The organism is Blautia sp. AM42-2, from assembly GCF_003480245.1.
Classification (GTDB): Bacteria; Bacillota; Clostridia; order Lachnospirales; family Lachnospiraceae; genus Fusicatenibacter; species Fusicatenibacter saccharivorans.
The window spans coordinates 144,127-167,018 of the sequence record NZ_QUIM01000001.1 but is presented as its reverse complement, the minus strand read 5'-3'; the positions used below and the strand labels follow the sequence as shown (position 1 = coordinate 167,018).

General features: G+C 48.5%; 17 protein-coding genes. 1 reads left to right on the top strand and 16 read right to left on the bottom strand.

What is annotated here, in order from left to right; genetic code table 11:
* Window positions 1-89: 89 nt before the first annotated feature.
* The 11 genes from DW915_RS00850 to DW915_RS00800 form a co-directional block, all read right to left on the bottom strand.
* A complete protein-coding gene (locus DW915_RS00850) occupies window positions 90-1,400 on the bottom strand; it encodes a M18 family aminopeptidase (protein WP_055226483.1) in 1,311 nt (436 codons plus the stop codon).
* 240 nt (window positions 1,401-1,640) lie between these two features.
* Window positions 1,641-3,566 (bottom strand): ABC transporter ATP-binding protein, encoded by a 1,926-nt coding sequence (locus tag DW915_RS00845; protein ID WP_118741403.1) that lies wholly within the window; start codon window positions 3,564-3,566, stop codon window positions 1,641-1,643.
* Between the two features lie 3 nt (window positions 3,567-3,569).
* A complete protein-coding gene (locus tag DW915_RS00840; protein ID WP_118741402.1) occupies window positions 3,570-5,318 on the bottom strand; it encodes an ABC transporter ATP-binding protein in 1,749 nt (582 codons plus the stop codon).
* A complete protein-coding gene (locus DW915_RS00835; RefSeq protein ID WP_243002015.1) occupies window positions 5,312-5,773 on the bottom strand; it encodes a MarR family winged helix-turn-helix transcriptional regulator in 462 nt (153 codons plus the stop codon). The genes DW915_RS00840 and DW915_RS00835 overlap by 7 nt, the downstream gene beginning before the upstream one ends.
* A 235-nt stretch (window positions 5,774-6,008) precedes the next feature.
* Window positions 6,009-7,796 (bottom strand): cobaltochelatase CobT-related protein, encoded by a 1,788-nt coding sequence (locus tag DW915_RS00830; RefSeq protein ID WP_118741401.1) that lies wholly within the window; start codon window positions 7,794-7,796, stop codon window positions 6,009-6,011.
* An 11-nt stretch (window positions 7,797-7,807) separates the two neighbouring features.
* The gene (locus DW915_RS00825; RefSeq protein ID WP_055218173.1) at window positions 7,808-8,719 is read right to left on the bottom strand and encodes an AAA family ATPase; all 912 of its coding nucleotides are present in this window, start codon (window positions 8,717-8,719) and stop codon (window positions 7,808-7,810) included.
* 269 nt (window positions 8,720-8,988) lie between these two features.
* Entirely contained in the window at window positions 8,989-10,446 is a 1,458-nt protein-coding gene (locus DW915_RS00820; RefSeq protein WP_022463292.1) for a radical SAM protein, read from the bottom strand.
* Window positions 10,447-10,676: 230 nt separating this feature from the next.
* Window positions 10,677-11,135: a hypothetical protein gene (locus DW915_RS00815; protein ID WP_117800885.1), complete on the bottom strand. Its 459-nt coding sequence runs from the start codon at window positions 11,133-11,135 to the stop codon at window positions 10,677-10,679.
* A 323-nt stretch (window positions 11,136-11,458) separates the two neighbouring features.
* Window positions 11,459-12,793, bottom strand: a complete 1,335-nt coding sequence (aspS, locus tag DW915_RS00810; RefSeq protein ID WP_330422656.1) for an aspartate--tRNA(Asn) ligase — start codon at window positions 12,791-12,793, stop codon at window positions 11,459-11,461.
* A 387-nt stretch (window positions 12,794-13,180) separates the two neighbouring features.
* Window positions 13,181-14,353, bottom strand: coding sequence for a metallophosphoesterase (locus DW915_RS00805; protein WP_118741400.1), 1,173 nt, complete (start codon window positions 14,351-14,353; stop codon window positions 13,181-13,183).
* A 93-nt stretch (window positions 14,354-14,446) separates the two neighbouring features.
* Window positions 14,447-15,247, bottom strand: a complete 801-nt coding sequence (locus tag DW915_RS00800) for a PHP domain-containing protein (protein ID WP_117812860.1) — start codon at window positions 15,245-15,247, stop codon at window positions 14,447-14,449.
* Window positions 15,248-15,543: 296 nt separating this feature from the next.
* On the opposite strand from DW915_RS00800, the gene DW915_RS00795 reads away from it, so the two are divergent.
* Window positions 15,544-16,566: a hypothetical protein gene (locus DW915_RS00795; protein ID WP_117812859.1), complete on the top strand. Its 1,023-nt coding sequence runs from the start codon at window positions 15,544-15,546 to the stop codon at window positions 16,564-16,566.
* Window positions 16,567-16,587: 21 nt separating this feature from the next.
* Here the strand turns inward: DW915_RS00795 and DW915_RS00790 are convergent, their stop codons facing one another.
* From DW915_RS00790 to DW915_RS00765, 5 genes are all read right to left on the bottom strand, one after another.
* The gene (locus DW915_RS00790; RefSeq protein ID WP_055218182.1) at window positions 16,588-17,136 is read right to left on the bottom strand and encodes a TetR/AcrR family transcriptional regulator C-terminal domain-containing protein; all 549 of its coding nucleotides are present in this window, start codon (window positions 17,134-17,136) and stop codon (window positions 16,588-16,590) included.
* A gap of 120 nt (window positions 17,137-17,256) precedes the next feature.
* Window positions 17,257-18,855, bottom strand: coding sequence for a sensor histidine kinase (locus DW915_RS00785; RefSeq protein ID WP_243033766.1), 1,599 nt, complete (start codon window positions 18,853-18,855; stop codon window positions 17,257-17,259).
* Window positions 18,852-19,535, bottom strand: a complete 684-nt coding sequence (locus DW915_RS00780) for a response regulator transcription factor (RefSeq protein ID WP_118741399.1) — start codon at window positions 19,533-19,535, stop codon at window positions 18,852-18,854. The genes DW915_RS00785 and DW915_RS00780 overlap by 4 nt, the downstream gene beginning before the upstream one ends.
* Before the next feature lie 259 nt (window positions 19,536-19,794).
* Complete coding sequence (locus tag DW915_RS00775) at window positions 19,795-20,898, bottom strand: glycerol dehydrogenase (RefSeq protein WP_118741536.1); 1,104 nt, start codon at window positions 20,896-20,898, stop codon at window positions 19,795-19,797.
* 550 nt (window positions 20,899-21,448) lie between these two features.
* Window positions 21,449-22,738, bottom strand: a complete 1,290-nt coding sequence (locus DW915_RS00765; RefSeq protein ID WP_118741398.1) for an ATP-binding protein — start codon at window positions 22,736-22,738, stop codon at window positions 21,449-21,451.
* Between the last annotated feature and the right edge of the window lie 154 nt (window positions 22,739-22,892).

Genomic DNA, 22,892 nt, shown 5'->3' with positions numbered 1-22,892 from the left:
TCCTTAAAACACACTTTGCAAGTACGCAAAAAGCGGCCGGCAGAGGCTTTTCAAAAGTCCCGCCGGCCGCTTTTTTCTATCTTAAACTTTTATTTTTCTTCCAGAGAAAATCCATGCTCTGTCCGCACCAGTGTCGTCTCATAGAAGGTCTTTGCGAACTGCACCAGATAAGCAGTATCTTTGGCGCCTGCCGTCTCATACGGGGAATGCATCGCAAGCTGAGCCATTCCGATATCCACGCTTGTCACCGAGACAAGAGAGTTCAGAATTGCGCCGAGCGTGCTTCCGCCCGGAATGTCGGCGTGGTTTGCGAATACCTGGCACGGTACGCCGGCCTTCTCGCAAATCATCTTTGTTACGGCTTCCGAAACAGCATCGGTCGTGTATTTCTGGTTTGCACTCTGTTTGATGACAACGCCGCCGTTCATGTAGACGCGGCTCTTCGGATCGTATTTCTCCGCATGCGCCGGATGGAACGCATGTGCATTATCGGCAGAAACCATAAAGCTTCCCGCAAGATCTCTGTGGTAAGCGATCGTGTCTTTTCCGCACGCTGCGTTGATGTGCTGCAGGGTCTCAGTCAGGAACGACGAATCTGCGCCCTGTTTGGTAAGGCTTCCGACTTCCTCGTTGTCAAAGATTGCGCAGACATTAACCTGACCTGTCGCTTTTGCGGCAAGGAATCCTTTTAAGGAACCGAATGCGCTCTGCAGATCGTCGAGGCGGCCGCTGGACAGAAATTCTTTGCTGGCGCCCCAGATAGAGCCCTCCACGCGGTTGTACAGATAAAGTTCCATCGAGAGGATATCCTCTTTTGCCGTATCCGGCAGAAACAGCTCATAGAAATGATCTTTCGCTGTCTCATCACCGAGAATCGGGAGCATGTCGGTCTGCACACTGTATTTGATTCCGTTGTTGATGTCACGATTCAGATGAATCGGCAAATTCGGGATCGTCACCAGATCTCGTCCGGCATCAACCAGCACGGATTTCACGCTGTTTCCGTCACGTACCACCATGCGGCCCGCCAGGGAAAGCGGACGGTCAAACCATGGGGAACGGATCATTCCGCCGTAGCCCTCCACGTTCAGGCGGGTATAATGACCATCCGTCACGAATGGGTCCTCTCCCTTTACTTTAAACGTCGGACAGTCGCTGTGGCTTGCGATGATCTGGTAGCTGGAAAATGCGCTCTCCGGGATCTGGAACGCAATCACCGAGGATTCATTTCTCGTCACATAATATTTTCCGCCCGGAACGAGACTCCATTCTTTTGTCTCCTCCAGTTTTGTATATCCATTTTCGTTCAGCAGATCGCCGGCTTCTTTTACCACATGAAACGGGCTTTTGCACCGCATGATAAAATCGAGCAGCTCCTGCGCTGTATTCAGGTATTCCATAGTTTTTCTCCTTTGCATATATTCAAACGCTTCTTCTATTTTATAAAATCCCGCTGTCTTTTTCAAGACCCAAAAACCTGTGGGAACTTACTGTATCACTCGCAATCATCGTTTCGAATCGGATATTCGCAATCCGCTTCGCTACTCGCACATAAAACCAGCCGCTGCTTCACAAAAAAATCCCGCACAGACAGATTTTTATTTTCTGTCGTGCGGGACTTACTTTTTCCGTTTTTTCTGCTATGCAGAAACCTGATTTCCGGTATACAACTGATAATATTTTCCTTTCTGTTCCATCAGCTGATCATGGGTACCGCGCTCAATAATTTGTCCCTGCTCAAGAACCATGATACAATCGGCGTTTCGTACGGTAGACAGACGATGTGCGATAACAAAGGTTGTTCTTCCGCTCATCAGCTTATCCATACCATCCTGAACAATGCGCTCGGTACGGGTATCAATGGAGCTTGTCGCCTCATCGAGAATCAGTACCGGCGGATCCGCAATGGCTGCACGCGCGATCGCAAGAAGCTGCCGCTGACCCTGGGACAGATTCGCACCGTCTCCGGTCAGCATTGTGTCATAGCCCTGCGGCAGACGCATAATGAATCCGTGCGCATTCGCCAGTTTTGCTGCTGCTACAACCTCATCCTCCGTCGCATCGAGCTTTCCGAAGGCAATATTTTCTCTTACCGTTCCCGTAAACAGATGTGTATCCTGCAAAACAATGCCAAGCGATCTTCTCAGATCGTCTTTTTTGATCTTTCCAATATTGATCTCATCGTAACGGATCTTACCTTTCTGAATATCATAAAAACGGTTGATCAGATTGGTAATGGTTGTTTTTCCGGCTCCGGTGGAACCGACAAACGCGATCTTCTGACCCGGCTCCGCAAACAGTGATACATCGTGCAGAACGATTTTATCCGGGTTATAGCCGAAATCAACATGTTCGAATACCACACGGCCCTGCAGCTCGCGGTAATCCACAGATCCATCTGCCTGGTGCGTATGCTTCCATGCCCATTTTCCGGTACGCTCTTTCGTCTCGGTGAGTTTTCCGTTTTCTTCCTTCGCATTGACAAGCGTTACATACCCCTCGTCCAGCTCCGGCTCTTCATCCATCAGGCGGAAAATACGTTCGGCTCCTGCAAGTGCCATAACGATTGCGTTCAACTGCTGGCTGACCTGGTTGATCGGCATGTTAAAACTCTTGTTGAAGGTCAGAAAGCTTGCCAGACCACCGAGCGTAAAGCCACCGACATTGCCAAGGGCAAGTGCACCGCCGACAATCGCACAGACAACATAGCTCATATTTCCAAGCTGTGCATTGATCGGTCCGATGACATTCGCAAACGCATTGGCATTGTAAGCACTCTCATACAGATTATTATTAATTTCTTTGAATTTTTCGATATTCTCCTCTTCATGACAGAATACCTTGACAACCTTCTGGCCATCCATCATCTCTTCGATAAAGCCGTTGACTTTACCAAGATCCCTCTGCTGTTTTACAAAGAAATTTCCGGAAAATCCGGCCACCTTTTTTGTCACTCCCAGCATGATAGATACCATAACCAGCGTTGTAATCGTCAGCGGGATGTTCAGAATCAGCATACTGACAAAGACACTGACAATCGTGATTGCACTGTTGATGATCTGCGGGATACTCTGACTGATCATCTGGCGCAGAGTATCAATATCATTTGTATAAATCGACATAATATCGCCGTGCGCATGCGTATCAAAATATTTGATTGGCAGCTTTTCCATATTGCCGAACAGATCATTTCTCAGATTCCGCAGGGTTCCCTGGGACACATAAATCATGGTACGGTTCTGAATGAACGCAGCCACAATACCGATCCCGTAAAATCCGGCCACCCGCAAAATTGCGTGGAGCAGCGGGCCAAAATCCGGATCCGGCTGGGTCAGCATCGGCGTGATATAGCCGTCAATCAGCGTTTTCATAAACATCGTTCCCTGTACGTTTGCCAGGACGTTGACAAAAATCGCAATGACAACAGCGATGCAATGTACGGTATAATCCTTTAATACATATTTCATAATTCTGGTAAAGATCTTCATCGGATTCTTGACCTGCGGTTTCACCCCTCTTGGAGGTCTTGCGCCCGGCCCCTTTACCTGCTGTACTCTCTCTGCCATTCCTTACTCACCTCTCTTTTCGTCAAAGTCTCCGCCGCCACCGGTCTGAGACTCATATACTTCCCGGTAAATTTCATTGGTTTTCAGTAATTCCTCATGGCTTCCAAAACCATTTACTTTTCCGTTCTCCATGACAATGATACGGTCTGCGTCCTGCACACTGGAAATACGCTGTGCAATGATCAGCTTTGTCGTTTCAGGAATCTCGGTCAGGAATGCCTTCCGGATTTTTGCATCGGTTGCGGTATCGACAGCACTTGTACTGTCATCCAGAATCAGCACCTTTGGTTTTTTCAGCAGCGCTCGTGCGATACAGAGGCGCTGTTTCTGGCCGCCGGATACGTTGGATCCGCCCTGCTCGATGTAGGTGTTGTAGCCCTCCGGCATCCGGTCGATAAATTCATCAGCGCAGGCAAGACGGCAGACACGCTTGCACTCTTCTTCCGAAGCATTTTTATCACCCCAGCGAAGATTGTCGAGAATGGTACCGGAAAACAGCACATTTTTCTGTAAAACAACGGCTACTTCATTTCGCAGAGTTTCCATATCGTAGGAACGGACATCCTTTCCGCCGACTTTGATGGAGCCTTCCGTGACATCGTACAGACGGCTGATCAGGTTGACAAGACTCGTCTTCGCACTTCCGGTTCCGCCGATGATACCAATGGTCTCACCGGATTTGATCGAAAGGTTGATATCCGAAAGAACCGGCTCGCCTGCTCCCTTTTTGTAGTTGAAGTAGACGTGATCGAAGGTAATGCTTCCGTCCGGAATATCAAAGTCCGGATTCTCCGGATTGTCGAGATCGCTCTTCTCATTCAGAACCTCGGTAATACGGCGCGCACTCGCAAGGCTCATCGTGATCATAACGAATACCATCGAAAGCATCATGAGGCTCATCAAAATGTTCATGCAGTAGGTCAGAAGGCTCATCAGCTCTCCTGTTGTCAGGCTGCTTCCGACGATCATCTTCGCACCGAGCCAGCTGATCAGAAGAATACAGCTGTAAACGGTAAGCTGCATCAGCGGCGCGTTGAAGGAAAGGTTTTCCTCTGCTTTACAGAAAATTTTGTAGATGTTCTCTGCTGCTTTGTGGAACTTACTTGTTTCATGATCCTCACGCACATACGCTTTTACTACGCGGATGGCGGATACGTTTTCCTGTACGCTCGCATTCAGCTCATCGTACTTCGGAAATGCCTGATCGAAATATTTCGTCGCGGAACGCATGATCAAAAACAGACACGTTCCGAGGATAAGAACGGCTACCAGATAAACGCTTGCAAGACGTGCATTGATGTAAAACGACATAATCATCGCGATGATCATGCTCGACGGTGCACGCATGCACATACGAAGAATCATCTGATAGGCATTCTGCAGGTTGGTAACGTCTGTCGTCAGGCGGGTGACAAGACCTGCGGTGCTGAATTTGTCGATATTCGAAAATGAATATTCCTGAATGTTTTCAAACATGGCCTGACGCAGATTTCTTGCAAATCCGGCAGACGCTTTTGCTCCATATTTTCCGCCCATGATACCGGCAAACAGACCGATGGCTGCTGCTGCCACCATGAACGCTCCCACCACGTAGATGTGATGGAGATCGCCTTTTTCTACACCATCATCGATAATGGATGCCATCATAAGAGGAATGATCATCTCCATGATAACTTCCAGAATCATGAAAAGCGGAGTGGCAATGGAGGCTTTTTTAAACTCTTTTACCTGTGCTCCAAGTGTTTTTAACATGATGTCTCTCCTAACATATTTTTTACATTGCTTTTGAGCTGGTCGATGACACGATAGAAAGTCTCAAGATCTTCTTTTGAAATTCCCGCAACCGTCTGTTCTTCCAGAATATCGATCATATCTTTCGTCTTCTCGTGAAGCTCTCTTCCGGTATCGGTCAGCACCAGTTTCTTCAGACGCGCGTCATAGGGAACGGACTCCCGTCGGATGTAGCCCTTTTTCTCCATGAGCTTTAAAATATTCGTCACGGTGGACCGGCAGATCTTAAACTCCGCCTCGATATCCTTCTGGAAAATATCTTTGTCTTCGTTCCGGCACAGATACCCTAAAATCCATCCGTGCATGGCGGTCAGTTCATCGACCCCCCGCTCTCTGGCGGCTGCCATCAGGTTCCGTGACATCATATTGTCCAGCGTCCGCAGTTCGTGGCCGATTTTTCTTTTTTTACAACACACGCTGCTTTTTTCCTCCTTTCCCCTTTGCTGTCGTCCCCATCTGTTCGTTATAAAACTGTTTGAGCAAGGACTGTTCTATAAGCAACTGTTCTATAGATGACTGTTTTATATTAAACAGTTCGCTATAGAACATTCTAGGAGGTTTTGTGGGAAATGTCAACCTGTTTGCGTAAAAAATTCAAAAAAATGCTCCGGATAAAAGTTTTCCACTTTCCGCCCGGAGCATTCCGCTCGTTTATTCTTCGATTTTTCTTCTTAAATAGCTTCCCACCATATGGGAAAAGTTGCGGATGTCGCGCGCATATGCGAAATCCTTGCCGAAAATCTTCTGCTCCGCCATAAGCTCCGTCTCCTCGCCTACAAAGACCCCAAGCACCGAGACACCCTGCTGCCTGAGGCGCCGCACCTCAGTTGCCGTGTCATGCAGCGCATAGTCATCCCGGTACGGCTTTGGATTTCTCGCATTCGGCCGGTTCACCAGCACATCGTACGGCTTTCCGTCGCTTAAGAGGATCAGCAGCTTCCGGTCCTCCTGGCGTTTTAAAAGATCTATCCCCGCAGCCTTGACAGCAAGCCCGTCGCGGTTGTTTGATGATGTAATATACTCAAAAATATTGCTGTTCTTCTCCCGCGGATCGTCGTAATCGCGCATCCGGTGCAGGATCGTGTAATCCCAGAACGTACAGAAGCTCATCACGCGGAACGGGATGTGCAGGCGGCTTAAGGTCTCCGCCAGAATGTACGTCTGCAGTGTCACATTCTCTTGGCGCGGCCGCTGGGAACCGCTCGCATCCACGAGAATATCCACAACAAAATCAAGGGAATTCCGCCGCTGCTCCAGCTGGAACAGATCCGCATTCTGACTCCGTCCCACCTTCCACATCCGCGCGGGCTGTAAAATTCCGTGGTCTGCATCTGCAAACGACTGGTCCTCCTGCAGCAGCATCGCTTTTTTCAGTTCCTGGTACAGCAGCGAAATGTTCTGCCGCACCGCGCGGTGCTGGTCGTAATAGGCATGAAGATTTTTATCCTTCTGTTTCTGCGCATAGGAGAGCTGATAATACTTTCCGACCGGATTTTTCAGCACACCCTCCGTGTAATAGAGGCTGCAGTCGCTGTGGATGCCGCGGCAGAGCTGGTAATTCCGGCTTTTCTCCTCACTCTCCGAGAGCCACGTTTTTCCGTAATTGCGCTGAATGTACTGATACATCCGTGCCAGCGCTTTCTCATCGACGACAACGACCTTTTTGGTATCGCTTCCCGCTGTTTTTTCTTTCTTCTCTTCCGCCTCTTTTGATGTGAAATTTGTCATATCAAGCGAAACTCGCTCCAGATATGTCTCGAGCCCGTCCTCGTACAGTTCCTCCGAAAGGAAATCCTTCCAGGAATACTCGGTGAGCTCCTCGATCGTTACCGCAAGAACCGAGGCAAGATCACCGTGCTTTTTCACAAATGCGGGATCGACGACCTTATTGTACAGCTCGTCCGTCACCCGAATTAGTTCCATTGTATCCGCTGTTTCGGATGCGTGCTTCAGCAGCTCCATCCACTCCCGCGTTTTTCCCGAGTATGAAGGGCTTTTCCCCTCGTCCTCTTCTCTTCTTCCGCGCAGATACTCCAGTTTCAGGCGGCCTGTCTCATTTCTGGATAGAGTTTCAAAAGAGTGGTCCAGTATTTCCTCCGCTGCTCTCCTTCGAAAGCCCTTGACACCGGGGCGCTCGCTTTCGAGCCGCTTCGATACGGCCTCCTCCGTCACCAGCTGGGCGAGCATCATCAGTTCTCCCTCCGCTGCGCCGCTGTAAACCTTCTTCACCAGATACAGGCTGTAGGCTTCCCGATCAAAGTAACACGAAAAGGCGCCCTGGCGGATTGTGTCGTACAGCACCGTATCCGGCTCTTTCGCATACCGCTCCACATCCGGGTTCAGCTTCAGCGTGTAGTCGCCGCTGACAGTCCAGACGAGATTGCGGATCCGGCTTTCCAGCTCCATCTCATGCGTTTTTAATGTTTCCTCTGTCACCATACGTATTTCCTCTAAAAAACATCCTGCGGCGTCCACTCTTCCGGAATCCGCGTGCGCACGACATCCCGCACGATCTCTTTTTCAAACAGGTCAAAGCATTTATTGACAATGCCGATCTGCACCGCAAGATACGGGGACAGCCCCTGACGCATCGTGCCAATCGCTCCGAACAGACCGCGGAGGTCGAGCGCGCGCGTGGTGATTTCCGCCTGTTTTGCCTTTTTCTGCAGATCGAGGTAAAGGCCGGCCAGCGCTTCGCGTGCCGCCGGTTTCAGATCCGGGAATTTTGACTGCATCAGATAAAACAGTGTCTCTTCTGTAAGCGGCGGCATGTCAATCACCAGAAAGCGGGACACCAGCGCTTCATTCAGCTCCCTCGTTCCCGCATAGCCGTAATTCATCGTTCCGATCATCCGCGCCGCCGGGTGAAGCGGAATTTTATCGTAGCCTGGCACATCGATGATACGGCGGTAGTCGAGCGCCGCGTGAAGAACACTGACCGCATCGTTTTTCGCCATGTTGATCTCATCGAGAATACCAAAGCCGCCTTCCTCTGCACAGCGGTAAATGCTGCCCTTCCGGAGTGTGACCTCCTGGTTCTGGAACGTATCGGTTCCGATCAGCTCGGCACTTCCTGTGTTTACATGGAAGGAAACGTTGTACGTCGGTCTTCCGAAAACATACGCCAGTGTCTCTGCCAGCACGTTTTTTCCCGTTGCCTTCTCGCCGGTCAGCAGCAGATTTTCGCCCTGCAGCAGCGCGGCAATTGCCATCTCCAGAATCTCTTTTCCAAAAAACGGGATTTCCGGCGTACTCATGCGGTTCTCTAAGCCCTCCGCCACCGGATAGCTCTCGCGGAATCTCCGCACGCTCTCAATTAACGCCCCGCTCACGCCCTGTTCCTGTAAAAATGAATCGTTCATCTTCTATTTTTTAATCCTCTCTGTCGTTAAAATATCTTTTTGCTTCTACCAGTATACGGGATCTGCCTTTTTTCTGCAAGACCTGTCGGACTTATAGTAATCCCCGAAAATAATGCAAAAAATTCGCGCTCTGCAGCACTGCCTTTTTTGCATTATTTTCGGGTCTTGCTATAGATTGAATTGAATTGAAACATAAAGACACCGGAAAACAGGCTCTATCCCGTTTCCCGGCGTCTTATTTCTGTCATTGATTCAGTTCATGCATCGCATTATCCGCGGATTCCGGAAAGAATTTCCTCTGTGGAAGCTTTTGCCTCCTCGTCCAGGTTCTCTTTCTTATAGTTCTCATATCTCTGTTTGTGATGCGGATTCTCTGCCCACAGCTCGTCTGCGGCTTTTTTCCACTCAGCAGCATACAGATCACATTTTCCGCACAGATGCTCTGCGCTCTCCGGAGACTGCAGGTCGGTTGACTTCGCGCCGGTCTTCTCTACCATCTCACGCAGCAGTTCCGGATTTTCGAGCATCGGACATGGGCGCAGGTGGTTGCGGTTGAACGGCTGTCCATCGCGGTATGCCTGGAACAGCGGCTGCTGCAGTGCTTCGATCAGGGAAACTTCGTTGATGTTGGCGCCGGAGTAATGGATGAAAACACACGGCTCCACATCGCCGTTTGCATTGATATGGCAGTAGTTTCTTCCTCCTGCGATACAGCCTCCGACGAACTCACCGTCGTTCTGGAAGTCCATAACAAAGATCTGTTTGTCGCTCTTATCGGAACGGATCTCACGCAGTCTGTGATAGATATATTTTCTCTGCTCAACCGTCGGCATCAGCTCCGGTGCTGCATCCATACCAACCGGCATAAAGTGGAAATACCAGCTGTAGCGGCAGCCATGTTCGATCAGCAGATCCAGGAATTCATCACTTGTCACGGTCTCGAGATTGGCTCTTGTATAACAGATGGAGGTTCCAAACAAGAGACCATGTTTTTTCATCAGATCCATGGCTGCAAGAACTTTGTCGAAAATACCTGCACCACGGCGGCCGTCATTTACTTCCTCAAAGCCTTCCAGTGACAGGGAGAAGGAGATATTGCCGAGCTTCTGAACTGCTTCACAGAACTCCTCATCGATCAGGGTTCCATTCGTGAAGCAGTGGAATTCACAGTCATGATGCTCTTCTGCCAGACGCAGGATGTCTTTTTTGCGCACAAGCGGTTCGCCGCCGGTGAACATGTAGAAGTAGGTTCCCAGCTCTTTTCCCTGGCTTATAATATCAGAAAGTTTCTCATAGGAAAGATTCAGCTTGTGGCCGTATTCTGCTGCCCAGCATCCGGTGCAGTGCAGGTTACAGGCACTTGTCGGGTCCATCAGCATCGTCCATGGGATGTTGCAGTTGTATTTTTCACGGTTCATACGGATCTGTTTCGTTCCGACGAAAGCTGCCTGGAATCCCAGGTTCAAAGCAGTCATTTTGATCACCTGCGGATCCAGCTCGTCCAGTCCGCGGTTGACATACTGTACCCATTTGTTGTCCGGATTCTGCAGCATGGTGCGGATGTTGTCGAAGGTTTTCTCCGCAAACATATTTCCGGTAAATTTCTGTACAAAATCCGTCAGATTCAACAGCGCTTTTGTTCTGTCGTCTCCGTGATTCACATATTTTAAAACACCATCGATCGCAGCGCCTGCAGCGGCTCTTTCTACTTTCATTTTTGCATCCATTGTTCACGATCTCCTTTGTAATAGTTTAATATTTTCACCCGGAATTGATCTGGTTTTGAATACCACATCCTGGCTTTTTCCCATTATATTCTCCATATTTGGAAAATACAACCCAAAATTTCCTCGTTTTGGACATATCAAAAAAAGTGTCCCACGAGGGAACACTTTTTCCTGTTTTTCTCTTTCTGTTATGTTTCACATTGCATTTTCGGATTCACACAGGGCATTTCCTAATTTTCGATCAGAACCGCACGGATCGGGCCGCCGTATTGGTGTTTCTTTTGGATCGGCGCAGCCACGAGAAAATAATGACCAGAGGTCACTTTCTCCAGATTCAGATTTTCAACAATCACCGTGCCTTTTTTCAGTAACTGCTGATGAACATCATTCCCTGATGTCTCATTTCCGACGGTTTCCTGCTCCACACCGAGCAGCACCAGTTTTTTCTCTGCCAGGTAATCTGCCCCATCGCGTGTAATCTGCGCATCGCCGCGGATCAGGAGACGTTCACAGTCTTCTTCCATGACCTCCTCGAGCACTTCTCTTGTCACTTTTCCCTCAAGCTCCGCCACCTGACAGATGCCAAGTGACCGGTCGAGCGTCGTCTGCGCCGTTCCTTCCTCCGTCATCAGATGACGCGGCGCGTCCATTGCGGAAAACTGCTCTCCGGAAATGTCATATAATTTCATATTTTCCTATCCTCAAACCGGGAAACTCCCGTCTTTCTTTTTTCCAATATTTGCCGATACTGCCAGATTCTGCCGGCAGCCAAACCTTGTTTAGTATAGCCTATTTTCGGACGCTTTACAAGGCTCATTTCTGCAAAAATTCTGACTTTTATACAGCAATCCTGTCTGCAATAAACAATTTGTCATTTTCACTCCCCTGGTGTATAATAGAAATATCCAAACGGTTACGCTCTCTTTCAAAAGGGAGGGAAATCTTATGAAACTCCGGCTAAGCCCGTGGATCTGCGCCACGGCTTCGCCGGAGTTTTTTACACTCTTCTGGTTTACGGAATAAGACGGTGAATGTCTCTTGGAAACAGGGATGCGTTCCGCACATTTTCAAATCCGAGAAGCCGTGCCGTAAACCGCTCCAGCCCAAGACCGAGGCCGCCGTGCGGAGGCATGCCGCAGCGGTGCATCATTAGATAGCTCTCAAACGCTTCCACATGCATGCCGCGGCTTTCGATCTTTTCCACCTGCTCCCGGTAATTGTGGATGCGCTGGCCGCCGGTCGTCACTTCAAGGCCGCGGAAGAGAAGGTCAAAACTTTCCGTCACTGCCGGGTTTTCTCTGCTGTCCATCGCGTAGAACGGGCGCTTGGCGCTTGGATAATGTGTCACAAATACGAAGTCACTGCCTGTCGTTTTCTTCACGTATTCGCACAGCAGTTTTTCCTCCTCCGGTTCAAAGTCCAGTTTCTCCGAAAAGGCTCTTTTGTATACACGGCTCACCAGCTCTTTCGCCTCCGAAAAACGGATTCTCGGAATCTCCGTGATCACCGGCACCTCTGCTTTTAAAAGCGAAAGCTCCGCTCCGCATGTCTCCTGCAGCCGTGCAAACGTGTACCGCAGCATCTCCTGCTCCATCGCCATGATGTCCTCGAAGTTCTCGATATAGCCTATCTCAAAGTCCACGCTTGTATATTCGTTCAGATGACGCGCCGTGTCGTGTTTCTCCGCCCGGAAGACCGGTGCGATCTCGTAGACACGCTCGAAGACGCCGACCATCATCTGCTTGTAAAACTGCGGGCTCTGCGCCAGATATGCCTGTTCGCCGAAATACGACAGGGAGAAGATATTAGCTCCGCCCTCGGCTCCTGCCGCTGCGATTTTTGGCGTATGGATTTCGGTGAAGTGATGGCTGTCCAGAAATTCGCGGAACGCCTGGCAGATCTTTGCCTGGATCTGGAAAATCGCGCGCTCTTTTTCGTTGCGCAGCGTAATTGGGCGATAGTCCAGCAGGTTCTCAATCGAAGTGTTGACCCGCTTCTGGTTGATGACAACCGGCGGTACTTCTTCCGGCTCGGAGAGGATTTCCACTTCTAACAGATGCAGGTCATACCCGCTTCTGGAACGCTCTTCACGGATCACCTCCGCGTTAAACCGGACACACGCCTCTTCTTTTAATTCCTCCAATGCAAACCGGGCATACGCCGGCTCGTACACACACTGTACCATCTGCCGTTTCGTCCGAAGCAGCACAAATGCAAATGAGCTCATTTTTCGGATTTTGTAAATGCTTCCATGCAGCCGCACGATTTCGCCGATGTGTGCTCCTAACTGCTCTGCTTCGAGTTCGTCTGTTTTTCTTACTTTTACGGTATTCATTTCTGTCTTCATAGTCTTTTCTGCCTTTCTGTTCTGATTTTTCTTTATCGCCGCAAAATCAGCAGAAAATCCATATGGACATAATCTGTATGTCCCATACGATCACAACCCTTCTCTGATGTAAATTTCAAGTCATTCCCGCATGGATAAAAAATGGCAAAGAAAAACCACACGGGGTATTTCTTTTTCTCCCAGTGTGGTTTCCCTTTGCCTTATCTTCCACACAGGTACAACACAATCAGCGCCTGTACCTGTGAAGTATAGTAGTCTTCACTTTGATACAAGCGCTATCAATCGTCGTCCCTGTGCATCTGTACGCTGTGCATCTTGTTCATCGTTGATAACCTCTGTTTCGTAGTTTTGTTGTATTATAATTCTGCGTTCCGGTTTTGTCAACCCTTATTTTCCGTAATCGATGATCACCACTTCCGCTTTCGTTCCAATCCGCATCGGCGGTCCCCAGAGGCCCACGCCGGAGGTGACGATGCTGTACATGTCTCCGACTTTCTTCATCCCGCAGGCATTCTCCCACATCAGGCCGGTAAAGATATTGCCAGGGAAGAGCTGTCCGTCGTGCGTATGGCCGCCAAGATCAAGGTCTGCGCCTGCCTCTGCCAGCTCGGTCAGCTCCGACGGCTGGTGGTCAATCACAAAAACTGGAAGCGACTGGTCCAGTCCGGTAAGCAGTTCGGACGGCGTGTCGCGTGTCTCCTGCGTTTTGCGGATCCGGTCGGGATCTTTTCGGCCCGCCAGATAAAAGGCATCATCGATACAGACCACATCATCCTCCAGCAGATGAATCTTCGCGCGGTCCAGAAACTCACCGAACCGGCGGTCGGCGATGCGCTCCTCCTTCGTCTCAAACGTAAAGCCCGCGAGAATCTTCTCATCGAGATCGTGGTTGCCGTAGCAGGCGTACGTGCCGTACCGGCTCTTTAAGCCCGCCAGAAGATCCGCCACGCGGTCCGGCTCATAAATGGCATCGTACTCATTATCAAAAATATCCCCGGCAATCACAACGACATCCGGCTCCTCAGCATTGATTTTTTCCACCATCTCTTCCATCTGATGACTGCCGATGCTGTACCCCAGATGAAGATCTGCGACGAGCGCAATTTTCAGATGTGCATCCTTTTTCGATGGAACCTCATATCGTGTCGTGTAAATATGGACTGCATGCACCATTCCGTAGATGCACATTCCCGTCACAAAAAGGATCGCGCCAAGGCCGACCGCTTTCAATCCCATCAGAGAATACAGCCAAGTTTTCGTCAGTGCCGTATGCGCAAAAATGAAGCGCAGCAGCACCAGAATCGCGGTGAAGCCAAGAAAATACAGATACATGCCGAGCCAGCAGTTGCTGATGACCTTTAAAATCCGGTGAACGGGATCTCTTTTGATCAGAAAGCTCGTCAGCAGGGAAAGTGCAAAAAATGCATACAGCACCAAAATGACACCCAGCACGGCCGGATGGCGGAACAGAGGATGCACCTCCTTCATCCACCGCAGCAGCCAGTAGGCGGTAAATACATTTGCCAGTATGTAGACCGGCGCAAGAAATATTGCAAGCATACGTATGTTTCCTCTCTTTTTCGATTCAAATGCAGGGCAGGAAAAAGCGTGCCGAACGAAACGTTTCCGGCACGCTTTTTTGCCAGGCATTCATCAGAGTTTTTTTTCTATGATATCAAACAGCTCACGCCTCCGCTTCCGCCAGCGCCAGCCATTTGCAAGTTTGTTGTAGAAATAGAACGAATCCACAAGCACCATGTTCAGGCGGCCGATCCGGTCTTTCGTCGTTCCGTTATAATGTTCTCCGCCGCATTCGATCTGCGGGCACGTTTTTACGTAGGCGATCAGATCATCCTCACTTCTGATGGTATCCGGCAGCTCGGTGTACGCTTTTCCGATGCAGTTCAGCCGGTGCGCATCGCTTCCGCCAAAGCCGGGCTTATTGAATTTCTCCGCCAGCCGTTTCGCTTTTGCGTTCGTCTCCGCGCTCTCACACGCATTGAAAATTTCAACAAAATCGAACTGCGGGAGAAGCTGGGCAATCCGCTGCTGATACTTTTTCTTCCGTTCATTCGTGCTGATCATGCTCATAAATTTTTCGCCGTACGGATGCGCCGGTCCTAAAATTCCGCCGTACGCATGGACGATCTTGACAAGGATCGATCCCGGCAGGCCGCGCAGCTCCAGAATTTTTAATTTTACGCCGAACGGCATAATCACAAGAATGTGGCCGCAGTCGCACGTATCGTACTCAACACCTTTTAATACCACAAAATCCTGGTGTGCTCTTCCCTTGATGGCATTCTTCCACTCGCGGTATCCGTCATAGGAATCGTGGTCGGATACCAACATTCCTCCAAATCCTTTTCGTTTCAGTGTTCGGATGTACTCCTCAATCATGACTTTTCCATCCATCGAACCCTCTTTTGTGTGGCAGTGCATATCAAATTTCATGCAAAACGCCTCCTTTTATCTTCCATGTTCGAAAACCATTTCGTTTTTCCTATTTTTCTGGAATCGTTTCGGATGGTTCCGCCGCGTTTTTGGCGCAGCAGAATCGATAGTTTGTACCATATAACTTTATTTTACCACTTTTTCCACAAAAGAAAAAGAAATTTCTTCTGAAGATCTGGTAAATTTTCCTTAAAGAATGGAGTTTTTAGACAATTCCTGTTCTTTGTCCCTGTTTTTACCGTGTTCTTTTTGCTATGATAAAAACAGCTTATTTTACTTGATCGGAGGAACACATTATGAATTCACAGGACATCACCCGCGCACTGATCGACACAACAGTTGCACGCGCGATGGTGGAGATGGACGCAGATCCGAAACGCAGCGTCCGCAAGCTCTGCGATCTTGGCCGCCAATTTTCCCGCGGCCGCTTTCAGAATCAGATTTTTGCCATTTTTCAGGATCTTCTGCGCAACGATGAAAGCCCGTATTATCAGGCGATCGACTTTCTGCTGCGCAGCAACGATCCGGAAGCGCTTCGTCAGTTCGGCATCAACATCGGCTACAACAGTTTTACCTACGGTGCGCAGATTCTGCGCCAGAAGCAGAAAGAACTTTCCTTTGCTGTTCCCTGGGTTGTCAAGCTCCGTCTCGACAGCCGCATCCCGGACACTTACGATTCCTCGTTTTTTGCATCCGTGGTCAGAACCGGTCTGACATACGGCATCTACTCTTATCAGCTCCGCTCCATGGATCATCATGAGGATATGGAATCCTACCTTGCCGTTATCCAGTCGCATCCGGAATGCGCGTTTCTCTGGTTTCTTTCCGATACGCCGCTTACCGAAAAACAGCAGAAACTGCTTTTATCCTGCCCGAACCTGATGGTTTCTCTTCCAATTGATGCCTCCTCAACGGCTTCCATGGCAAAAGCCCTGCGCCGTCAGAAAACGCTGTTCGGTATGCACAAAGTCTATCAGGATGCAGATGCTGCCGCTTATCTGCTCTCTTTTGACCACCTGTATTCCCAGATGGAACAGAGTGTCTTTTTCTTTCTGGTCGCAGATGATTCGTGCTCAAAAGAAAGTATCCGGGCTGTTTCCGATGTTGTTCAACAGTACCGCTTCACCCCCATACAGCCATTCTTCCCGATCGAAGTGCAGGAAGACTCCCGCAAAATTGAGCAGATTATCACCGCCAATCCGGCGTATCTGCTGCTTCTGCCGGATCACATGGCCCGCACACTCGATACGCCCACCGTTTCCTTTGAAGAGTTGTCTCTTCGGAATATATTTTACCGTGAACTGCTCGCAGATGCATAAAAGTACAGCCAAAGCGGAATTTTATTTCTTTGGTTCCGCTTTGGCTGCTATTTTTTCTGATGATCTGCATATCACTTCTTTCAGTTCTTCGACAAACGTTTCCGGTTCCAGCTCGCTTTCCATGGAAAACCAGCGCAGAACCGCGGTCAGGAAGGCATCACAGAAGAACGTTACAAACAGTTTCTGATTCTGTACCTGAAAGAGATCCTGTACAAAAAACGCCATGACCGGCTCGAGCATCTCGTAAAAGTAATCCTTAAAACTGTTCTGCCCTTCGATCCTCAGGGCACTCTGGTAAAATGCTTTATTCTGATAGAAAATATTGCAGACCGCCACCAGCACATCCCATTCATTCTCAAAGTTCTTTCCGCCCATGTTTGTCAGAAAGTCCACATAAAAGATCCAGTTTACCAGATCGTATTTATCTTTAAAATGATAATAAAAGCTTTTCCGGTTCAGACCGCATTCCTCGCAGAGATCTGAAATACTGATTTTCGCAAAAGACTTGCATACCATCAATTTTTTCATTGCATCTGCAAGCGCACTCTTTGTACTGTTGGAATCCGCCATCTCTTCTCTCCCTCTCTTTTCGACCGTTTGTGCTATTATTCTACACCATCTTTTTCCTTTATGCAAGAAAAGCGCACCAGGAAAAGGCTGTATTTCCTTTTTCTGGCACGCTTTTTGCAATCATGCTTCTTCCGTTTTTCCATCTGCCTCCAGTGTGAACCAGAATGCCACACCGTTGTCGTAATTCTGGCAGCCGCACTGCTGCTGGAAGGAATCCATAATGGCTTTTACGATGGAAAGGCCGATGCCGCTTCCGCCGTATTCCCTTGTTCTCGCTTTGTCCACCTTGAAGAATTTCACCCATACCTTGTCGAGATCCTCCTCCGGGATCGGGTCCCCGGTATTGAAAACGGTTGTCTTTACGACATTCCCTTCTTTTTTGCAGCTGATCTCAATCGTGTGGTCGTAGTCCAGATGGTTGAGGGCATTCGTCAGATAGTTGGTGATAACCTCCTCGACTTTGAATTCATCGCCCCAGACATAGAGCGGGTCGCCGCCGGTAAAGAGCACTTTTGCCTCTTTCTGGCGGATCAGGATGTCGGAGGACTGCAGCACACCTTTAATCACGGCGTTCAGATCGAACCGTTCCATATTGACCTGATCCTCACCGAACTCGAGTTGGTTCAGGTTCAGGAGTTTTTTGACCATCTCGTTCATCTTTGCCGCCTCGTCGATGATGACATCGCAGTAGAACTCGCGGCTTTCCTCATCGTCATTGATGTTGTCTTTCAGGCCTTCCGCATAACCCTGAATCAGAGCGATCGGGGTTTTCAGCTCATGTGTGACATTTGAGAGAAACTCGCGGCGCATTTCATCAATCTGCGTTTTTTTGTCAATATCTTTCTGCAGCTCAACGTTCGCACTTTTCAGCTCGGAAATCGCCTGCTCAAGCTGTTCGGACATGACATTGAAGTTGTTTCCAAGCTCGCCGATCTCGTCTTTTCCGCCGCTCACGTAGCGGGCATCGAAGTCAAGGGCTGCCATTTTTTTCGAAATTTCGGTCAGCTCCTGCACCGGACGGACGATCTGGCGGGTGATGATCCAGATCACAATGGCACCGATGATGATGATCGGAATGCCGATAAAGAGGTAAAACTGGTTGGAAAGGCCGACCGCATCCGTGATGCTCTCCAGCGGGCATCTTGCAAAGTAGCAGTTTCCATTGTCAAACCAGCCGATGATCTGCAGATACTCGGCATCGGCGTGGCTGTCGTAGAATTTCTGGATCTGATAGTTGTCTTTGCTGTCAACGACTTTGGTATTTGCCTGCTCGTTTCCGCTGATCAGGCCGAAGATCAGGGTCTGGAGGCTCTGGCGGTCGGTTGCGTTGGAATAGACGAAGCTGCTGAGCTCCGGTCCGGTGATAATGACTTTCAGGTTGTTGGTAACGCAGAACTGCTCGAAGGTATCAGGGATATCGTCGCTGTCTCCGCCTGTCGCATTCAGTTTCTGAAAGCTCTCTGCCAGAATGTGTTCTTTATCCCGGATATAAAAGGACCCGAGAAAGAAGTAATTGATCAGGCCGATGATAAGCAGGGTAGCTGCCATGGTCGCAATAAAAGTGTAGGCAATTCGTTTTTTGACGGAGTGTTTTCTTCCCTTTTGTGGCATTTTCAAGTGAAACCGGTGCTTTTTCTCCGTCTGGTTTCCCATTGTCACACGGGAATCTTCTGCAGGCATCTCCATGGAAGTCCCATTTTGTTTTTCTGTTCCGTTCATGATTCGTCCGCCTCGAATTTATAGCCCATGCCCCAGATGGTCTTGATTAAATCGCCTTTGTCGCCCATTTTACTGCGAAGTTTTTTGACGTGGGTGTCGATGGTGCGGGCGTCGCCGTAGTAGTCGTAGTTCCAGACGTTGTTCAGGATTTTTTCTCTGGAGAGGGCGATTCCCTGGTTTTCGAGGAAGTAGGTGAGGAGTTCGAATTCTTTATAGCTTAACTCCATTGGTTTTCCGTCGATGGATGCCATGTGGGCGGCTTTGTCGATGCGGATGCCGCCGGCTTCTAATACGTCGTCTTCGCCGGTTTTGCCGCTGCGGCGCAGAATGGCTTCGACGCGGGCGACGAGGATTTTCGGGGAGAATGGTTTTGAGATGTATTCGTCTACGCCGAGGTCAAAGCCGAGGAGTTCATCGCGTTCTTCGCTTTTGGCAGTGAGCATGATGATCGGGACTTTAGAGTGCTGGCGGATTTCGCGGCAGACCTGCCAGCCGTCCATTTTGGGCATCATAACGTCGAGGATGATGAGGGCGATGTCTTTCTGGGCGTAGAAGGTGTCTACGGCCTGTTCGCCGTCACCGGCTTCTATGACGTCGTATCCGGCTTTTACTAAGAAATCTTTGACGAGTTTGCGCATGCGGCTTTCGTCGTCTACTACTAGGATTTTTAATTTTTCCATGAGTTTTGTCTCCTTTATATAACGGACGGAAAACGCCCGGCTGCCCGCCCGCTCGTGCTTTTTCCTGATCTCGTTGTGTTTTTATGTTTGATATTTTTACCATTTTACTTTAACATGGGTTTATGTTTTTTCTGTGAAATGGGGTGAGTTTATTTTAACATATAGGAAGGGAGTTGGAAACTTCTATTTTTTGTATTGATTAAATTTGGGTATGAAAAAAGATCTCCTGGGGTTGGCAGGAGATCTTTTTTCATACGGGTTATTCTTCTTCGTCGAGATAGTATCTACCGTAGGCGTCGGCTGCTTTAATGGCGGCGAAGACGGTCTCCGGGGTTACTTCGAATGGCATGTTGTGGAGGGTGTCGGTCTCTGCGCATGCGGTTTTGGCTACTTCCATGAGCTGGTCGTCGGTTACGTTTCCGGCACCGAGTTCAGCTAGGGTGACTGGGAGACCGACTTCGATGCACCATAAGATGATGTCTTCGAGTTCATCGAGCGGTACGTTTTCCAGGACAAGCTGAGTCAGGGTTCCGAAGGCTACTTTTTCACCGTGGTACATATGATGGCACTCTTCGAGTACGGTGAAGCCGTTGTGGATGGCGTGGGCTCCTGCGAGGCCTGCGCTTTCAAAACCGATTCCGGAAAGGAGGGTGTTGGCCTCGATGACTTTCTCGACTGCCGGGGTGCATACGCCGGCTTCAAGAGCGATTTTGGCTTTTACGCCTTCTTCCATCAGAGTGTCAAAGCAGAGTTTCGCGAGTGCCATCGCTGCCTCGGTTGTTTTTCCGCCGGCGCAGGAAGTAGCTCCGCTTCTCTGGCAGGCTCTTGCTTCAAAATAGGTGGCAAGTGCATCACCCATTCCGGCTACGGTCAGGCGGACTGGAGATTTTACGATGATGTCGGTATCCATCAGAACCAGGTTCGGGTTTGCCGGAAGGAAGAGGTATTTCTCGAATACACCCTCTTCTGTGTATACAACAGACAGTGCGCTGCATGGTGCATCGGTCGATGCGATGGTCGGGCAGATAAATACTGGTATTTCTGCGTAGTAGGCAACTGCTTTTGCGGTATCAAAAATTTTGCCTCCGCCGACACCGATAACCAGATCACAGCCTTTTTCTTTCACGATAGCAACCAGACGGTTGATCTCACTCTCACAGCACTCGCCGTTGAAATAATCAAAAACAACGTCGCAGTCGCTTCCCGCAAAGCTTTCTTCGATCATTGCTCCGATCCGTCTGTAGCCTCCCTGGCTGATCAGAACCAGTGCTTTCTTTCCGCATTTTGCCGCATATGTTCCGATGTTTTTCATTTCCCCTGCGCCCTGTAAATATTTAGAAGGGCTAATTAAAATTTTTGCCATTTCTCTTACGCTCCTTTTTTGTTTTTTGAACGTCAGCCTCCGCTTCTGGCGTTTTCTGCGAAAAATGAGTTTACCGCAGAACTTGTCTTTATTATAATAACTGCGCTGTAAAATTGCAAGAATATTTCCATCCAAAATGAACCCCGGAAGTTCACATATTTCCCCGGGATTTTTCGGTTTATTCTGCCTGATCGTAAATGATTTTGCAACGCAGCAGTCCTGTGCGTCGTTTGGGTAGGTATACGGTGCAAACAGATAGACAACTGTCGGGGCATCGTAAAAAGCATTCTGGATTGTGCTGTCATCAGCGATGCTGTCGGCTTCGAGAATTTTGTCCAGTTCTTCCTTTTTGATCTGCTCCGGCTGGTAAAACGGGTGGAACGTCTGGCTTTGATTAAAGTAACCGCCCCTCTGATACGTTTTCACGTAAATTGGCTAAGGGTTGGCTGTGTTGACGATCGCATCGGCATGAACTTTTGTGATGTCGTTTCGGATGATTTTAAATGGCATGGGGATCACCTTCTTTCGTGGGATTTATAGCTGTTTTAATTTATAAGTTGCAAACAGCGTATAATGGTATATTTACCATCCACTCCTGCTCTTTATACTTCAATGTTGAAAATCGAACTGCTTCTTCCGGCTGGAACTTTTCGCAATATGTTTTAAGACTATGGGATCGAATGTTCTGTTCCGCCTTTACTTCAATCGGCACAATACTCTTTGCCTTCTGAATCAGAAAATCCTGCTCGAAAGTTGCTTTTTCATTTCCATAATAATATGGCGTATAAGGGGTATCTGAAATCAACTGCTGCAGAACGTACTGTTCTGTAAGCGCGCCTTTAAATTCAACAAAAATATCGTTACCCTCCAATATGGATTCTGCTGGCAGTTCACTCATTGCTCCGAGCAGTCCTACATCCAGTACGAATAATTTATATGCATTCATATTTTTATACGCCTTCAGCGGCATATGAGGCTCATTTACCCGGTTGACTTTATATACTAATCCACAATCCAGAAGCCACTGAATTGCTATTTCAAATTCGCTGCTTCTGGCTCCTTTCTTTATCTGTCCAAAGAAAAATTTTTTATTCTCCTTCGCCAGCTGCATCGGAATAGAATCCCATACCATTCGTATTCTTGGGAGAACTTTTGCTTTGATATGTTTTCCAAAATCACCCTCATACTGCCGTACAATATCACTCTGTATCTGTCGTACCTCTGCATAATCTTTATTCAAGCGAAATGCATCTACAACTGCTGGCATGCCGCCTGTATAATAATAATTTTTCAGCCAGAACAAATATTTATCCGCAAAATTGTCAATCAAGTTATAATCTTTTGTTTCCAACGCGTTTTCCAGTCCTTCTTCGTCCATAGCGCACAGGAATTCTCTGAAATTGAATGGATATAAGTCCAGTAAATCTACTTTTCCCACCGGATAGGATATTCCCTCATGAAGCGCCACGCCAAGAAGTGAACCTGCTGCTATTACATGATATTCCGGTGCTTCTTCGCAAAAATATTTCAAAGATTCCAACGCTTTCGGTGCATTTTGAATTTCATCCAGAACAATCAATGTATTCTCTGGGGTGATCGTTACGCCTGATTCAATATTGAGGTTCATAATAATACGTTTTATATCGAAATCCGTATCGAAAACCGCCTGCATTCTCTGATTATTGTAAAAAGAAATGTAGGCTGTTTTTTCATAATATGTCTTACCAAATTCTTTCATTAACCACGTTTTACCAACCTGCCGGGCTCCCATTAAAATCAGTGGTTTTCTGTTACTTTTTTTCTTCCAGTCTAATAGTTTATCCATTGCAAATCGACGCATGCTGACCTTCCTCCATTTCTCTTTTTTATTATTTCACATTTTTCCCTGGTTATTCTTACTCTAATTTAACATTTTTCCCGACCTAATTCAATATAAAATTAACATTTTTCCCGACTTCACCGGAACAGAATCTGCTGTGAAACCTTCTCTTAAG

What these genes read in the sequence shown, in the direction of transcription:
- DW915_RS00850 (WP_055226483.1), bottom strand. Translation starts at nt 1,400, where the DNA reads ATGGAATACCTGAATACAGCGCAGGAGCTGCTCGATTTTATCATGCGG.
- DW915_RS00845 (WP_118741403.1), bottom strand. Translation starts at nt 3,566, where the DNA reads ATGGCAGAGAGAGTACAGCAGGTAAAGGGGCCGGGCGCAAGACCTCCA.
- DW915_RS00840 (WP_118741402.1), bottom strand. Translation starts at nt 5,318, where the DNA reads ATGTTAAAAACACTTGGAGCACAGGTAAAAGAGTTTAAAAAAGCCTCC.
- DW915_RS00830 (WP_118741401.1), bottom strand. Translation starts at nt 7,796, where the DNA reads ATGGTGACAGAGGAAACATTAAAAACGCATGAGATGGAGCTGGAAAGC.
- DW915_RS00825 (WP_055218173.1), bottom strand. Translation starts at nt 8,719, where the DNA reads ATGAACGATTCATTTTTACAGGAACAGGGCGTGAGCGGGGCGTTAATT.
- DW915_RS00820 (WP_022463292.1), bottom strand. Translation starts at nt 10,446, where the DNA reads ATGGATGCAAAAATGAAAGTAGAAAGAGCCGCTGCAGGCGCTGCGATC.
- DW915_RS00815 (WP_117800885.1), bottom strand. Translation starts at nt 11,135, where the DNA reads ATGAAATTATATGACATTTCCGGAGAGCAGTTTTCCGCAATGGACGCG.
- aspS (WP_330422656.1), bottom strand. Translation starts at nt 12,793, where the DNA reads ATGAAGACAGAAATGAATACCGTAAAAGTAAGAAAAACAGACGAACTC.
- DW915_RS00805 (WP_118741400.1), bottom strand. Translation starts at nt 14,353, where the DNA reads ATGCTTGCAATATTTCTTGCGCCGGTCTACATACTGGCAAATGTATTT.
- DW915_RS00800 (WP_117812860.1), bottom strand. Translation starts at nt 15,247, where the DNA reads ATGAAATTTGATATGCACTGCCACACAAAAGAGGGTTCGATGGATGGA.
- DW915_RS00795 (WP_117812859.1), top strand. Translation starts at nt 15,544, where the DNA reads ATGAATTCACAGGACATCACCCGCGCACTGATCGACACAACAGTTGCA.
- DW915_RS00790 (WP_055218182.1), bottom strand. Translation starts at nt 17,136, where the DNA reads ATGGCGGATTCCAACAGTACAAAGAGTGCGCTTGCAGATGCAATGAAA.
- DW915_RS00785 (WP_243033766.1), bottom strand. Translation starts at nt 18,855, where the DNA reads ATGAACGGAACAGAAAAACAAAATGGGACTTCCATGGAGATGCCTGCA.
- DW915_RS00780 (WP_118741399.1), bottom strand. Translation starts at nt 19,535, where the DNA reads ATGGAAAAATTAAAAATCCTAGTAGTAGACGACGAAAGCCGCATGCGC.
- DW915_RS00775 (WP_118741536.1), bottom strand. Translation starts at nt 20,898, where the DNA reads ATGGCAAAAATTTTAATTAGCCCTTCTAAATATTTACAGGGCGCAGGG.
- DW915_RS00765 (WP_118741398.1), bottom strand. Translation starts at nt 22,738, where the DNA reads ATGCGTCGATTTGCAATGGATAAACTATTAGACTGGAAGAAAAAAAGT.